At 67.3% G+C, this 14,620-nt stretch carries 11 protein-coding genes; 10 read left to right on the top strand and 1 reads right to left on the bottom strand.

Annotated features, from left to right (window positions below; translation table 11 throughout):
- Positions 1–6 precede the first annotated feature (6 nt).
- Positions 7–1,656 (top strand): ABC transporter permease family protein, encoded by a 1,650-nt coding sequence (locus AC3WS7_RS11070; protein WP_492656383.1) that lies wholly within the window; start codon positions 7–9, stop codon positions 1,654–1,656.
- A 19-nt stretch (positions 1,657–1,675) separates the two neighbouring features.
- On the opposite strand, the gene AC3WS7_RS11065 is transcribed toward AC3WS7_RS11070, so the two are convergent.
- Positions 1,676–2,602 carry a ZIP family metal transporter gene (locus tag AC3WS7_RS11065; protein ID WP_492656382.1) on the bottom strand — a complete coding sequence of 309 codons (927 nt, stop codon included), beginning with the start codon at positions 2,600–2,602 and terminating at the stop codon, positions 1,676–1,678.
- A gap of 169 nt (positions 2,603–2,771) precedes the next feature.
- On the opposite strand from AC3WS7_RS11065, the gene AC3WS7_RS11060 reads away from it, so the two are divergent.
- From AC3WS7_RS11060 to AC3WS7_RS11020, 9 genes are all read left to right on the top strand, one after another.
- Complete coding sequence (locus AC3WS7_RS11060) at positions 2,772–3,182, top strand: Rieske (2Fe-2S) protein (RefSeq protein WP_492656381.1); 411 nt, start codon at positions 2,772–2,774, stop codon at positions 3,180–3,182.
- Positions 3,179–3,817 (top strand): ATP-binding cassette domain-containing protein, encoded by a 639-nt coding sequence (locus AC3WS7_RS11055; RefSeq protein ID WP_492656380.1) that lies wholly within the window; start codon positions 3,179–3,181, stop codon positions 3,815–3,817. The genes AC3WS7_RS11060 and AC3WS7_RS11055 overlap by 4 nt, the downstream gene beginning before the upstream one ends.
- Positions 3,818–3,878: 61 nt before the next feature.
- Positions 3,879–4,484, top strand: coding sequence for a CDP-alcohol phosphatidyltransferase family protein (locus tag AC3WS7_RS11050; protein WP_492656379.1), 606 nt, complete (start codon positions 3,879–3,881; stop codon positions 4,482–4,484).
- Entirely contained in the window at positions 4,481–6,664 is a 2,184-nt protein-coding gene (locus tag AC3WS7_RS11045) for a dihydrolipoyl dehydrogenase family protein (RefSeq protein WP_492656378.1), read from the top strand. Before AC3WS7_RS11050 ends, AC3WS7_RS11045 begins: the two co-directional genes overlap by 4 nt.
- Before the next feature lie 115 nt (positions 6,665–6,779).
- The gene (selD, locus tag AC3WS7_RS11040) at positions 6,780–9,080 is read left to right on the top strand and encodes a selenide, water dikinase SelD (RefSeq protein ID WP_296468814.1); all 2,301 of its coding nucleotides are present in this window, start codon (positions 6,780–6,782) and stop codon (positions 9,078–9,080) included.
- Positions 9,081–9,153: 73 nt separating this feature from the next.
- A complete protein-coding gene (locus AC3WS7_RS11035) occupies positions 9,154–9,855 on the top strand; it encodes a DUF3047 domain-containing protein (protein ID WP_492656377.1) in 702 nt (233 codons plus the stop codon).
- A 4-nt stretch (positions 9,856–9,859) separates the two neighbouring features.
- Positions 9,860–10,987, top strand: a complete 1,128-nt coding sequence (locus AC3WS7_RS11030) for an FAD-dependent oxidoreductase (protein WP_296468811.1) — start codon at positions 9,860–9,862, stop codon at positions 10,985–10,987.
- Between the two features lie 85 nt (positions 10,988–11,072).
- Complete coding sequence (locus tag AC3WS7_RS11025; protein WP_492656376.1) at positions 11,073–12,689, top strand: mechanosensitive ion channel family protein; 1,617 nt, start codon at positions 11,073–11,075, stop codon at positions 12,687–12,689.
- Complete coding sequence (locus AC3WS7_RS11020; RefSeq protein ID WP_492656375.1) at positions 12,686–14,617, top strand: YhgE/Pip domain-containing protein; 1,932 nt, start codon at positions 12,686–12,688, stop codon at positions 14,615–14,617. The genes AC3WS7_RS11025 and AC3WS7_RS11020 overlap by 4 nt, the downstream gene beginning before the upstream one ends.
- Positions 14,618–14,620 lie beyond the last annotated feature (3 nt).

The following is a 14,620-nucleotide window of genomic DNA, read 5'->3' as shown; positions in this document are numbered from 1 at the left end:
TTACCCATGCAGCATGCCCCCCCCACCCACAGCCACCCCGTAGCCCTTGCGCTGCTGCTGGCCGTGCTGCTGCCGCTGGGCTGGAGCCTGTGGGGCGCCGTGGCCGCCGGACTGGATGCAGCGGGCTGGGCCGCGCTGGCCCATGCACCACACACCCTGGCAGCACTGGGCGCCAGTGTGTGGACGGGCGTGGCCTCCACGCTCTTGGCCACCGCGGCTACCGCGTGGATATTGGCCGCCACCGTGGGGCGGCTGCACAGCACGGCACAGGGCAACCGGCTCACGCGCCTGCTCTCGCCCCTGCTGGCCGTGCCGCACGCGGCCTTTGCCATTGGGCTGCTGGCCCTGCTGGCGCCCAGTGGCTGGCTGCTGCGCTTGTTGTCGCCCTGGGCCACCGGCCTCACTACGCCCCCGCCCTGGCCGACCACCCAAGACCCCTGGGGCCTGGGCCTGATGGCGGTGCTGGTGTGCAAGGAGATTCCGTTTTTGCTGTGGGCTGCACTGGCCCACCTGCAGCGGCCCGATGTGGCGCGCCGACTGCAGCAGGAGCTGCGCCTGGCGCACACGCTGGGCTACGGTGCCTCTGCCGCCTGGTGGCGCGTGGGCTGGCCGCAGCTGCTGCCGCGCCTGGCCGCGCCCTTGCTGGCGGTGCTGGCCTACGGGCTCACGGTGGTAGACGTAGCGCTGCTCATAGGCCCCAGTACACCGCCCACACTGGCCGTGCTGGCCTGGCAGTGGCTGCAAGATGCCGACCCGATGCGCAACGCACAAGGTGCCGCCGCGGCTTGGCTGCTGGCTGCGGTGCTGGCCCTGTGCGCCACGCTGGCTTGGGGGCTGCTGCACACGCCCTGGAGACGCCAGCGCTGGACGCGTGGTGTAGCTGAGCACACAGGCCGCACGCCCACGGCAGGTAGGCCCACGGCACTGGCCTGGCTGGCGGCGCTGTACGGCGCGGTGATGCTGGCGCTGCTGCTGGGCAGTGTGATCGGGCCCTGGCCGTTTCCGCAGCTGCTGCCCGAGGCCTTCACTTGGGTCGCCTGGCAAGGCGTAGCCCGCAGCAGCAGCACCCTGTGGACCACGGTGTGGCTGGCACTGGCCAGCAGCGGTGCCGCGCTGCTGTGGGCCGTGGCGTGGCTGGAGTGGGCGCCAGCGCACTGGCAACTGCGGGCACGGCCCCTGCTCATGCTGCCGCTGGTGTTGCCCGCGGTGCTGTGGGTGGTGGGCCTGCACCGGCTCAGCCTGGCCTGGGGGTTGGACACCACGGGTATGGGCCTGTGGCTGGCGCACACGCTGGCCGCACTGCCTTATGTGCTGATAGCGCTGCAAGGCCCTTATCAAGGGTTTGACCCCCGCCTGCGCCACGTGAGCGCCAGCCTGGGCCATGGCCATGCGGTGTTTTTGCTGCGCGTGAAATGGCCGCTCTTACGCAGCGCGCTGGCCGCCAGCGCGGCGATTGGGTTTGCGGTGAGCGTGGCGCAGTACCTGCCCACGCTCTATGTGGGCGCGGGACGTTTTGCCACGGTCACCACGGAAGCCCTGAACCTGGCCGCCGGTGGGCAGCGCTCGCTCACCGCGGCCTTTGCCTGGCTGCAGTGGCTGCTGCCGGTGCTGGTGTTTGCGCTGGCCGCACGGCTGGGGCGGGCACGCCGGTTTTAGACGATGCGGGAGGCTGGGCTTAACCCAGCGTGGTGTCCAGCACCATCATCAGCGCAAAGCCGGCCATCAGGCCCAGGGTGGCTGCGGTCTGGTGGCCGTTGCGGTGGGTCTCGGGTATCACCTCATGCGACACCACAAACAGCATGGCGCCCGCGGCCAAGCCCAGGCCCACTGGGTAGGCCAGCGCGGAGCTGCCCACCAGGCTGATGCCCACCAACGCACCCAGCGGCTCCAGCAGTGCGCCCAGGGCAGCAATGCCCACGGCCTTCCAGGCCGGGGTGCCAATGGAGCGCAGCGTCATGGCCACGGCCAGGCCTTCGGGAATGTCTTGCAAGGCAATGGCCGTAGCCAGCGGCAGGCCCACGCCCATGTCGCCCTGCGCAAACGCTACGCCCACCGCCATGCCCTCGGGCAGGTTGTGGATGGCCACGGCAAACACAAACAGCCACACGCGGTTGCAGCGCGCGTAGCCGGGGCCGCAGGGGCCGCTGCTGTCATGTTCATGCGGCGTAAAGGCGTCCAGCCCCAGCATCAGCAACACCCCCAGGGCCATGCCCAGCACTACCAGACCCGCGCCCAAACCCGCATTACCAGTTAGCTCGCGCCCGGCAGCAATACCCGGCAAGAGCAGCGAGAAAGCCGCCGCGGCCAGCATCATGCCGGCGGCCAGGCCGAGCATCACGTCTTCGGTCTTTTGCTGCAGGCTGCCAAACAGCAAGGCAGGCAAGGCCCCCACCGTGGTGGCCACCAAGCCCGCCGTGCCACCCAAGAGCGCCCAAGTGACAAACGGATTGCTCTGCCCCGCAGGCAGCACGCCACCCTGGGCCCACAGCGCCAGCAAGCCCAGCAACGCCACACCGAGTCCGGCCAGCGCCAGCGGGTGGGCACGGGCGTGGGCGCTCAGGGACTGGGACCAGGTGGAGGCGGTGGTGGTGGTGCTAGGCATGGGCAGGACTCTGAAAACGCGAACAGTGGGCAAACTTGGAGGAAGGCTAGATGTTAGCCATTCACTATGAACATATAAACATCAATATTTTTAAGCTACCCATAGCGGCCTTCAATGGCGCAACCCGCCAGGGCTATCATGCAAAGCCCCAACCCACCCGGCCCGCCCTGTGAGCACGCCTCCGCCCGACCCGCAACACTGGCATCAAGTGCCCCACGCCCCGGCCCCCGGCACGGTGCTGGGCACGCTTCCAGCCGTGGCGGATGGCCAGGCCCTGATGCAGGAACTGCCGCCGTCCACCGGAACACCGGGCCACGGCTTCCGCTACCTGCTGCTGCGCAGCGGCGCCGAGGTCAAGGCCTATGTGAACCGCTGCGCCCACTTTGGTGTACCGCTGGCCGCGCGGCAAGACCAGCTGATTTTTCAAGCCCACACCAGCCTCAGCTGCAATGTGCACTACGCACGCTACCGCTGGAGCGATGGCACCTGCGCGGGCGGCGAATGTGAGGGTGTGGGCCTGCTGCCGATCCCGGTGGTGGTGGACGCACAAGGCCGCATTTGTATTGCCCCCAGCCCATGAGCCTGCACATCCGCATCACCCAGCTGGCCACGCCCACCACCTCCCTGGTGCAGGGTCTGGACCTGCACGTGGCCCCCGGCACCGTGCACACGCTGATGGGCGACAGCGGCTCCGGCAAAAGCAGTGTGCTGGCCGCCGTGTGCGGCACGCTGGACGAGGCCCTGCAGTGGAACGGCGAAGTGACGTTGAACGGCCAGCGCATTGACACCCTGCCCACCCAGGCGCGCAAGGTCGGCATCCTGTTCCAGGAAGACCTGCTGTTCGCCCACATGACGGTGCGTGAGAACCTGCTGTTTGCCGTGCCCGCCGGGCCGCAGCCCGTGCGCGAGGCGGCGGTGTTGGCCGCACTGGCCGATGTGGAAATGGGCGCTTTTTTGCACGCCAACCCGGCCACCCTGTCGGGGGGCCAGCGTGCCCGCGTGGCACTGGCGCGTGCGCTGCTGGCCCAACCGCGCGCCCTGCTGCTGGACGAACCGTTTTCCAAGCTGGACGCCGCGCTGCGCGGCCGCATGCGCACGCTGGTGTTTGGCCTGGTGCAAAGCCGCCAGATTCCGGCCCTGCTGGTCACACACGACGCCGCCGATGTGGCCGACCCGCAGTGCCTGACCCAGCTGCGCCCGCCAAGCCCCCTGTAAGAAACCCCGGCTTTGTGCGACCAACCGGCAGACGCCAAGCGCGTCGCCTAGACTGCACGCCATGCTCGACCGCTACGCCATCCCCCTGATCCGCCCGCCCATCACAGCCACGGCCCGCCTGTTGGTGCGCGCCGGGCTGGGGGCCAACACCGTCACCTTGCTGGGTTTTGGCCTGGGCCTGTGCGCTGCAATTTTGATAGCTAGTGGCGCATATCCCATGGGCGCTGCGGCCATTTTGGCTTCAAGACTGTGCGACGGACTGGACGGTGCCGTGGCCCGCCAGACGCAGGCCACCGATGCGGGCGGCTTTCTGGACATCACGCTGGACTTTTTGTTTTACGCCAGCATTCCGCTGGCCTTTGCCGTGGCCGACCCGGCCAACAACGCCCTGCCTGCAGCGCTGCTGCTGGCCGCCTTCATGGGCACGGGCAGCAGCTTTTTGGCCTTTGCGACCTTGGCTGCCAAACGCGGGCTGCAAGACCTGGCCACACCGGGCAAATCGTTCTACTTTTTGGGCGGGCTGACCGAGGCCACCGAAACACTGGCCTTCTTTGTGGCCATGTGCCTGTGGCCCGCGCACTTTGCCACGCTGGCCTATGCCTTTGCCGCCTTGTGCGGCATCACCATCGTCACCCGCATCTGGTGGGGCTGGAGAACCTTCCAATGAAGCTGTCCAAACTGGTGCTGCTGGCGGTGGTGGCCGCGGCCATTGCCGCGTTTGTGGGGCTGGACCTGGGCCGCTTCTTGAAGCTGGACTACCTGCAGTCCAGCCAGGCGGCGTTTGCGGCCCTGTATGCCGAACAGCCGTGGACGGTGCGGGCTGCGTACTTTGCCATTTATGTGGCCGTGGCCGGCCTGTCCCTGCCCGGTGCGGCGATTGTCACGCTGGCCGGCGGCGGCATTTTTGGCCTGGGCTGGGGCTTGCTGCTGGTGTCGTTTGCCTCCAGCATCGGCGCCACCTTGTCGTTCCTGGCCGCGCGCTTTGTGCTGCGCGATGGGGTACAGGCCCGCTTTGGCAAACGCCTGGCCGACATCAACGCCGGGGTAGAGCGCGAGGGCGCGCTCTACCTGTTCAGTCTGCGCCTGATTCCCGTGGTGCCGTTTTTTGTGATCAACCTGGCCATGGGCCTGACCACGCTGCGCACCTGGACCTTTTACTGGGTCAGCCAGCTGGGTATGCTGGCGGGCACCGCGGTGTATGTGAACGCGGGCACACAGCTGGCCGACATCCACAGCCTGCAGGACGTAGCCAGCCCCGGCCTACTGGGCGCGCTGGTGCTGCTGGGTGTGTTCCCCCTACTTGCAAAGGCTGCCATGAACTACCTCCAGAAACGCCAGGTCTACGCCCGCTGGAATGCGGTGCGCCCCAAGTCGTTTGACCGCAACCTCGTCGTCATCGGGGGTGGCGCGGGCGGGCTGGTGTCGGCCTACATTGCCGCCGCCGTCAAAGCCAAGGTCACACTGGTCGAGGCGCACAAGATGGGCGGCGACTGCCTGAACTACGGCTGTGTGCCGAGCAAGGCGCTGATCAAGAGCGCCAAGTTGGCCCACCAGATGCAGCATGCAGAGCGCTATGGTTTGCATAGCAGCTTGCGCACAGAGGACAGGGGCCAGGCACTCTTTTCATTCAAAAAAGTGATGCAGCGCATCCACGACGTGATTGCAGCCATCGCGCCGCACGACAGCGTGGAGCGTTACACCGGCCTGGGCGTGGAGGTGCTGCAGGGCCACGCAAAAATCATCAACCCGTGGACGGTGGAGATTGCACTGAATGACGGCGGTAAACAAACCCTGACCACACGCAGCATCGTCATCGCCGCGGGTGCCCGCCCTTTCGTGCCGCCGCTGCCGGGCCTGGATGAAGTGGGTTATGTGACCAGCGACACCCTATGGGACGAATTCGCCAAGCTGGACGAGGTGCCTAGGCGCCTGGTGGTGCTGGGCGGCGGGCCGATTGGTTGCGAGTTGGCGCAAAGCTTTGCGCGGCTGGGCTCACACGTCACCCAGGTAGAGATGGCAGCCCGCATCATGGCGCGGGAAGACCTGGAGGTATCGGAGCTCGCAGCCGCAGCCCTGCGCGCCGATGGTGTGGACCTGCTCACCAGCCACAAGGCCTTGCGCTGCGAAAAGGTCGACGGCGAAAAAGTGCTGGTGGTGGAGCACGCCGGGGTGGAAAAGCGCATTGCCTTTGACCAGTTGTTATGCGCCGTGGGCCGCAGTGCGCGGCTCACGGGTTATGGCCTGGAAGAGCTGGGCATCCCCACCCACAAGACGGTGCAAACCAACGAGTACCTGCAAACCATCTACCCCAACATCTATGCGGCGGGCGATGTGGCCGGGCCCTACCAGTTCACCCACACCGCGGCGCACCAGGCCTGGTATGCCGCGGTGAATGCGCTGTTTGGCGACTTCAAGAAGTTCAAGGCCGACTACGCCGTCATCCCCTGGGCCACTTTCATTGACCCCGAGGTGGCACGTGTGGGCCTCAACGAGCAAGACGCCAAGGAGCAAGGCATTGCCTACGAGGTGACGAAGTACGGCATCGACGACCTGGACCGCGCCATTGCGGACAGCGAGGCCCACGGCTTTGTGAAAGTGCTGACCGTGCCGGGCAAAGACAAGATTCTGGGGGTGACGATTGTGGGCACCCACGCAGGCGACCTGCTGGCCGAGTACGTGCTGGCCATGAAACACGGGCTGGGCCTGAACAAAATTCTGGGCACCATCCACACCTACCCCACGCTGGCCGAAGCCAACAAATACGCAGCCGGTGAATGGAAGCGTGCGCACCAGCCGCACCAGCTGTTGGAATGGGTGCGCAAGTTCCACGACTGGAAACGCGGCTGAAATAGTGCCCCCACGCTCCGCCGCTGCGCGGGTCGCTGCCCCCCGAGGGGGCGCGTTTCCGCTTGGGGCGGCCCGGCGCTGAAACCAGCCCCCCAACCCGGCACAATCCACGCCTATGCAAACTCCCGCCTCCCCCATCGTCCGCGACATTGTGCTGGTGGGCGGCGGCCACAGCCATGTGGGCGTGCTGCACCATTTCGCAATGCACCCGCTGCCCGGTGTGCGCCTCACCCTCATTTGCACCGATGCACACACGCCCTACTCCGGCATGCTGCCCGGCTATGTGGCGGGCCACTACCGCTATGACGACGTGCACATCGACCTGTGCCGCCTGTGTGCTGCCACCGGTGCGCGTTTCATCCAGGCCGAAGTCACCGGGCTCAACCGCGAAGCCCGCACCGTGCAGCTGCGCGGCCGGCCCGACATCGACTACGACGTGGTCTCTATCAACACCGGCTCTACCCCCCAAATGCAGGTGGTGGGTGCGGCCGCGCATGCGGTGCCGGTCAAGCCCATCACCGGCTTTCAGCAGCGCTGGCTCGCGCTGCTGGCGCGGGTGGAACAGCACCAGGGCCCGTTGCACGTCGCCATCGTCGGTGGTGGCGCGGGCGGGGTGGAGCTGTGCCTGTCCATGCAGTACCGGCTACGCGCTGTGCTGCAGGCCGCCGGGCGCGATGCCGAAGCCTTGCAGTTCCACCTGTTCACCTCCGAGGGCTTGCTGCCCACCCACAACACCGGTGTGCGCAGCCGCTTTGCACGGGTATTGGCGCAACGCGGTGTACACGTGCACCCGCACACCGCCATTGCCGAAGTGCAGGCCGGGCGCCTGCGCAGCGCCCAGGGCAGCTGGTTTGCTGCCGACGAAGTGCTCTGGGTCACCCAGGCGGGCGGCGGCGCCTGGCTGCAGGGCACGGGCCTGGCGCTGGATGCGCACCGCTGCATCCGCCTGCACGACACGCTGCAAAGCATCACCGACCCGCGCGTGTTTGCGGCGGGCGATGTGGCGGCCATGGAGAACTTCGCGCTGGAGAAAGCCGGCGTGTTTGCCGTGCGCATGGGCATGCCACTGGCGCGCAATCTGCAGCGCGCGGTGCAAGGCCTGCCGCTGCAGCCCTACCGCCCGCAGCGCCGCTGGCTGGCGCTGATCAGCACCGGCGACCGCTATGCCGTCGCCTCGCGCGGCGCCATCGGCTTTGCGGGTGCCTGGGTCTGGCGCTGGAAGGATTGGATAGACCGGCGCTTCATGCAACGCTTCAGTGTGCAGGGAGCGGATGGTTTGCCAGGCATGGCGGCACCGTCGGTGCCCGCAGCACCCGCCGCCCTTCAGCTATCGGCGGAAGAGTCCCAACAAGCCCAGGCCGCCGTGGCCATGCGCTGCGGCGGCTGCGGCGCCAAGGTGGGGGCCAGTGTGCTGTCGCGCGCGCTGCAAGACCTGTGGGTGGCGCCCAACCCCGATGTGCTGCTGGGTCTGGACAGCCCGGACGACGCCGCCGTGGTGCGCGTGCCGCCCGGCCGGGCGCTGGTGCACAGCGTGGACTTTTTCCGCGCCTTTGTGGACGATCCGTTTGTCTTCGGCCAGATCGCCGCCAACCACGCGCTGGGCGACCTGTTTGCCATGGGCGCGCAGCCGCACACGGCCACCGCCATTGCCACCGTGCCCCCGGGTGTCGACCGGCAGGTGGAGGCCACGCTGCGCCAGATGATGGCCGGTGCGGTGCAGGTGCTCAACGCTGCGGGCTGCACCCTCATTGGCGGCCACAGCGGTGAAGGGGCCGAGCTGGCGCTGGGTTTTGCGGTGAACGGCCTGGTGGAGACCGATGCCAACGGACAGATGACTGGCGTGTTGCGCAAAGGCGGCATGCAGCCGGGCGACGTGCTGCTGCTGACCAAACCGATCGGCACCGGCGCCCTGTTTGCTGCCCACGGCCGCGCGGCGGCCACCGGGCGCTGGGTACAGGCCGCCCTGCACAGCATGGTGCACAGCAACCAAGCGGCGGCACACACCCTGCGCAGCTTTGGTACCACGGCCTGCACCGACCTGACCGGCTTTGGCCTGATCGGCCACACGGTGGAAATGGCGCGCCCCAGCGGCGTGCAGGTGCTGCTGGACGTCAACGCCCTGCCCCTGCTGGATGGCGCGCTGGACTGTGTGCAGCAAGGCCTGCTGAGCTCCTTGCACGGCGCCAATGCGCGCCAGCAGCATGTGGTGCAAAACGCAGCGCACGCCATGGCCCACGCGCGCTGGCCGCTGCTGGTGGACCCGCAAACCGCCGGCGGCCTGCTGGCCAGCGTGCCCGCGGCGCAGGCCACTGCCTGCCTGGCGGCGCTGCACGCGCAGGGCTACACCGCTGCCTGCGCCATTGGCCGGGTACAGGCCCTGCCAGCCGGAGAAGCGCCGGTGGTGGTGGCCCTGTAACGCTATGTTTTCAATAGCTGCTCGCGCATATTCCACAAGGGCTAGAGGCATTATTTATGCATTTTTGTGGGCAATGGCGGGCGCTGAATCCTGGGCGCAAGCACCCGAGCCACCCTTGCTGCAGCCCTTTGCGGGGGCCCCAGAAGGCGCGCCGCCCGCGCCCTGGCGCGTGGTGGGCCTGCCGGGCAAAAAGGTGCCGCTGCTGGCGCCCGACATCACCCCGCTCGATGGCCAGTCGGTGCTGCGCCTGCGCAGCGACAAGAGTTATGGCACGGTCAGCCATGCCGTGCCACCCGGTGCCGGTGCCCGCTTTCTGCAATGGCGGTGGCGTCTGGACCAGCCCTTGGCCGCGACCAACCTGCGGCGCAAGGACGGTGACGATGCCGCACTCAAGGTCTGTGCCCTGTTTGACCTGCCGCTGGAAAAAATCCCCTTTGTGGAGCGCAACCTGCTGCGTCTGGCGCGCCGCGTGAGCGGTGAGGCCCTGCCCGGCGCCACGCTGTGTTATGTGTGGGACACCACCTTGCCGACCGGCACCCTGCTGGCCAACGCCTACACGGGCCGCGTGCGCCTGCACATCCTCGCCAGCGGCTCGGATGCCCTGGGCCAATGGCACGGCCAGCGGCGCGATTTGCAGGCTGACTTTCTGGCCAGTTTTGGCGACGAAACCGACACCGTGCCGCCGCTGCTGGCGATTGTGCTGGGCGCCGATTCCGACAACACCGGTAGCGCCAGCCTGGGGTTTGTCAAAGACCTGCTACTCATGAAACAATAGCAGCATGAACGCTCTGGCTGCGCATCTCAAGAACCATGTGGACTCGGTGCCGCATGGCGATGCGCGTGGTTACCAGCCGCGCCAACTGGTCTTGCTGGGGGGTGGCATGGCCAATTTGCAGGTGCTGGCCAACCTGGCCGCCCACCCGCTGGCCGAGATGCGCATCATTTTGGTGGCGCCCCACCCGCGCAGCATTTACCCCGGCATGTTGCCCGGCTTTGTGGCCGGTCACTACGCGCTGGACGAATGTGCCATCCCGCTGGAGCCGCTGGTCCGGCGCGCCGGCATTCGCTGGCTACAACGCAATGTGAAGGCGCTGGACGCCGCCACCCAGACCCTGCTGTTGGACGACGGCAGCACCCAGCACTACGACTGGCTGTCGGTCAACACTGGCCAAATACAAAACCGCGAGCAGATTGAACGCGACATCCCCGGTGCGCGCGAGCACGGCCTGTTTGTGCACCCCATGGAAACCTTTGCCGCCCTGTGGCCGCGCGTTTGCGAACTCGGCGAGACACGTGCGTTGCGCGTGGCCGTGATTGGCACCGGCACCGCCGCCATGGAGCTGGCCATGGCCGTGCGCCAGCGGCTGCCCAACAGCGCGGTCACGCTGGTGGCCGGCCCGCTGGCCGATGGTGCCAGCACCCCCAGCCCCTTGCAGCAGCGCCTGACCACCACCATGAAAGCCCAGCGCATCACCGTGCTGCATGACAACGCGGTGGGCCTGAAAGCCGACGAGGTGCATTTGGGGTGCGGCGCCCGTCTGGCATGTGATGTGCCACTGCTCGCCATTGAGGGGCAGACGCCCGCCTGGCAGGCGCAAAGCGCGCTGGCCCTGTCGCCCCAGGGCCGGATCATCACCGACGACTACCAGCGCAGCACCAGCCACCCGCAAGTGTTTGCCGTGACGGACAACAGCATGGCGCTGGCGCGCAACCTGCCGGCCGCCACCACCGGCGGCACCCTGCACGCCAGCCGCAACGAGGCGCATGCCCTGCACCTGCTCTTTGGCGGGGCACGGCAGGCGGTAGCGGGCTGGGGCACCTACAGCGCCCAGGGCCGCCCCATCAGCTGGCTCAAGGAATGGGCCGACCGCCGATTTGTGGCGCGTTACTTGCAAAGCACGCCTTAGTGCGTCCAGCACGGCGCAGCCGTGCCGCCGCTGTTGCAGCCCGGTAACCCGGGATTGGCTGCCTTGAGCGACAATGATTTTCACCATGAAACGCATTCTCTTTGCCTGTTGTCTGGGCCTGTTTGTCGTCAGCTCCGGGGTGGCAGCAGAGCCAAGCCCGCCCCCCGCCACGGCGGTGGATGCCGCCAATACCCTGCACTACTTCAACCGCCCGGTAGTCACCTTTCGCAGCAGCTTGTCCGGCGTCTCCGCCTCCGACCGCGCGCAGCGCGCTGCGGCCCGGCTGCGCGAACAACTCGACGCCCCGGGGCCCCACCGGGTAGACCAGAAGCCTGAGCCCATGGGGGTGCTGGTGCAGATTGATGGCGCCACCACCTTTGTGGTGACGGCTGACGATGTGGATGTGCTGCAGCAAGAAAGCCTGGAGGCCAGCGCCCAGCGTGCGGCCCAGGCGCTGGAGCGGGTGATCGCCGAGAGCCGCGAGGCGCGTGACTGGCAGGCCCTGCTGTGGGCGCTGGGCTGGTCGGCCCTGGCCAGCGCACTGGCGCTGGTGCTGGCCTGGGCGCTGCGGCGCGGCCATGCGGCACTGGCGCGGCGCCTGGTCACGCTGTCCGAGTGGCATTCCCGCAAGCTGCAGTGGGGCGGCATCGAGCTGCTGCAGCGCGAGCGTGCTGCGGCGGTAGTGCGCAAGCTGCTCAACGGCGCCTATGCCGTGGTGCTGCTCTTGCTGGTGTACGAGTGGCTGAGCTTTGTGCTGGCGCGTTTTCCCTTCACCCGCGTGTGGGGTGAAACGCTCAACAGCTATTTGCTCAATCTGCTGGGCCTGATAGGGGGCGCCATGGTGGGCGCCGTGCCGGGCCTGTTCACCGCGGTGGTGATCTTCTACCTGGCGCGCGCCGCCACCGGCATGCTGCACCGCTTTTTCGACCGCGTCCAACAAGGCCAACACAGCGTGGCCTGGCTGGACGCCGATGTGGCCGTGCCCACCCGGCGCATTGCCACCGCCGTGGTCTGGCTGTTTGCGCTGGCCATGGCCTACCCCTATTTGCCGGGCGCACAGACCGAGGCGTTCAAGGGCCTGTCGGTGCTGGTGGGCCTGATGATTTCGCTGGGTGCCTCCAACCTGGTGGGGCAGGCCGCCAGTGGCCTGATCCTGACCTACGGCCGGGTGTTTCGCCGCGGCGAGTATGTGCGCATTGCGGACCAGGAAGGCACGGTGACCGATGTGGGCATGTTTGCCACCCGCATCCGCACCGGCCTGGGTGAAGAGGTCACCATCTCCAACACCACCATCCTGGGCAGCACCACCAAAAACTATTCACGTGCCGTGCAAGGCGAAGGTTATGTGCTGGACACCACGGTCACCATTGGCTACGACACCCCTTGGCGACAGGTGCACGCCATGCTGCAAGAGGCCGCCGCCCGCACCGAAGGCGTGTTGACCACCCCCGAGCCCCAGGTGTTCCAGACCGCACTGTCGGACTGGTACCCGGTGTACCGCCTGGTCTGCCAGGCCGTGCCCTCGGAGCCGCGCCCGCGGGCGCTTCTGCTGAGTGCGCTGCACGCCAACATCCAGGACGTGTTCAACACCTACGGCGTGCAAATCATGTCGCCGCAGTACATTGCCGACCCACAAACGCCCAAGCAGGTGCCGCCGGACCAGTGGTTCGCCGCACCAGCCCAGCCACCGCGCCAGACATGACACCTTTGCAGCAAATCGCCTACATCGTGCGCACCGAGCTGCGCGCGTTTGTGCGTTACCCCAAGATGCGGGTGGCCGCCGTGGCCGTGGCCTTGCTGCCAGCGCTCTACGCACTGATCTACCTCTCCAGCGTGTGGGACCCGGCGTCCAACACGCGGTCACTGACCGTCGCCTTGGTGAATCTGGACGAAGGGGTGGAGTACCGCGACCATGTGTTCAACGTGGGCTGGCAGGTCGTGTCCAAGCTGCGCAGCAGCCACCGGTTTGGGTATGTGGACCTGCACGATGCCGAGGAAGCCCGGCACCGGGTGCGCCAGGGCAGTCTGGCCTTTGCGCTCATCATTCCCAAAGACTTCAGCTCCAACGCCATTCCCGGTGCACAGCCGGGTGGCGGCAAGCTGGTGATCTACAGCGCCGAAGGCAACAACTACGAGACCGCCGTGATTGCCCGCCAGTTCGCCACCGAACTGGGCCACGAGGTGAATGAGAGCCTGAACGAGCGGCGCTGGGCCCTGGTGCTGAGCAACGCGGCTGGCTCCCAGCACAGCGTGGAGCAACTCCGGCAAGGGGTGGAGCAGTTGCGCCTGGGCGCGGTGCAGCTCAAGGCCGGCAGCGAACAAACCGCCAGCGCGGCAAAAACGCTCTCGGGCGGTGCGGGCAAGCTGCAAAACGGAGTGGAACAACTGACCGATGGCATGCGCCAACTGGGCGCAGGCCTGCGCACCATGGACGCTCGGCGCCCCCCCAACTCCGAACTCAACCGCCTCAAAACCGGGGCGGAGAGCCTGGCGGCGGGCCACGACGAGCTGTCGCGCGGCATGGACGAGCTGCAGGTGGGTTCGCAAAAAATTCGCGAAGGCGTGGCGGGTTTTCAAGAAGAGGCCAACGGTAGCCTGCTGGTGTCTACCCGCGTAAAAGACAACACCAACCAGTTGGCCAACGGCGTCAACCAGCTCGACGAAGGCATCAAAACCGCGGGCCATGCGCAACGCCAGCTGGCCGAGGGCGCGGACAAGGTCAGTGTTGGTGTTGGCGCGCTCACCACCGGCATGCGCGCACTCAATGGCGGCATTCGCACTGCAGTGGCCAAACTGCCCGAAGACAGCCAGCTGGATGAGCTGAACCGGGGCGCCAGTGCGCTGGCCAACGGCAATTTCGCCCTGGCCGACGGGCTGCAGAAAATCCGGGCTGGCTCTCAGGGCCTCTCGGGCGGGCTGGATCTGCTGGCCAACTCCCTCCCCGCTGCGCTGGACACCCCGGGCGGCAGTGCTGCCGGAATGGCCAGCTCGGTGCAGCCGGTGATGGAGCTCAGCGCCCCGGTGTCCAACAGCGGCAGCGGTTTTGCCCCCAACATCCTGCCCGCTGCCTTGTGGCTGGGTGCAGGCATTGCGGCTTTTTTGATCCATGTGCGCACGCTGCCGCGGCGGGCCCAGCATTTCTCGCGCCCGGCGCAGCTGCTGGGCAAGATGGGCCTGCCCGCAGGGGTGGTGGTGGTGCAAGCGCTGCTGCTGGGGTTTGCGGCACAGCAGGTGCTGACCATGCATGTGGCCAACGGCCTGGCCTTTATGCTGACATTGGTGGTATCCGGCCTGAGCTTTCTGGCCATGGTGCTGTTGCTGACCAAGGCCTTTGGCGATGCGGGCAAGGCCATGGCCATGGTGCTGCTGGCGGTACAGCTGTCCTCGTCGGGCGGCGTGATGCCGGTGGAACTGAGCGGCGGCCTGTTCACCCAGATCAGCCCCTGGTTGCCCATGACCTGGGTGGTGCGCGCCGTGAAGGCCAGCCTGTTTGGTGCCTTTGATGGAGAGTGGGTCCGACCGCTGGCCTATGTGGCCGCGTCTGGGGCAGCGGCCATGCTGCTGTCGATGGCGCTGGGGCGCTGGCGTTTTGTCAAAACTGCCGCCATGCGCCCGGCGGTCGATTTGTAATAC

The organism is Rhodoferax sp. EU05-FHT12H12 (genome assembly GCF_058791215.1).
Note: the sequence above shows the minus strand (reverse complement) of the source record. Positions and strands in the feature narration are given on the sequence as shown.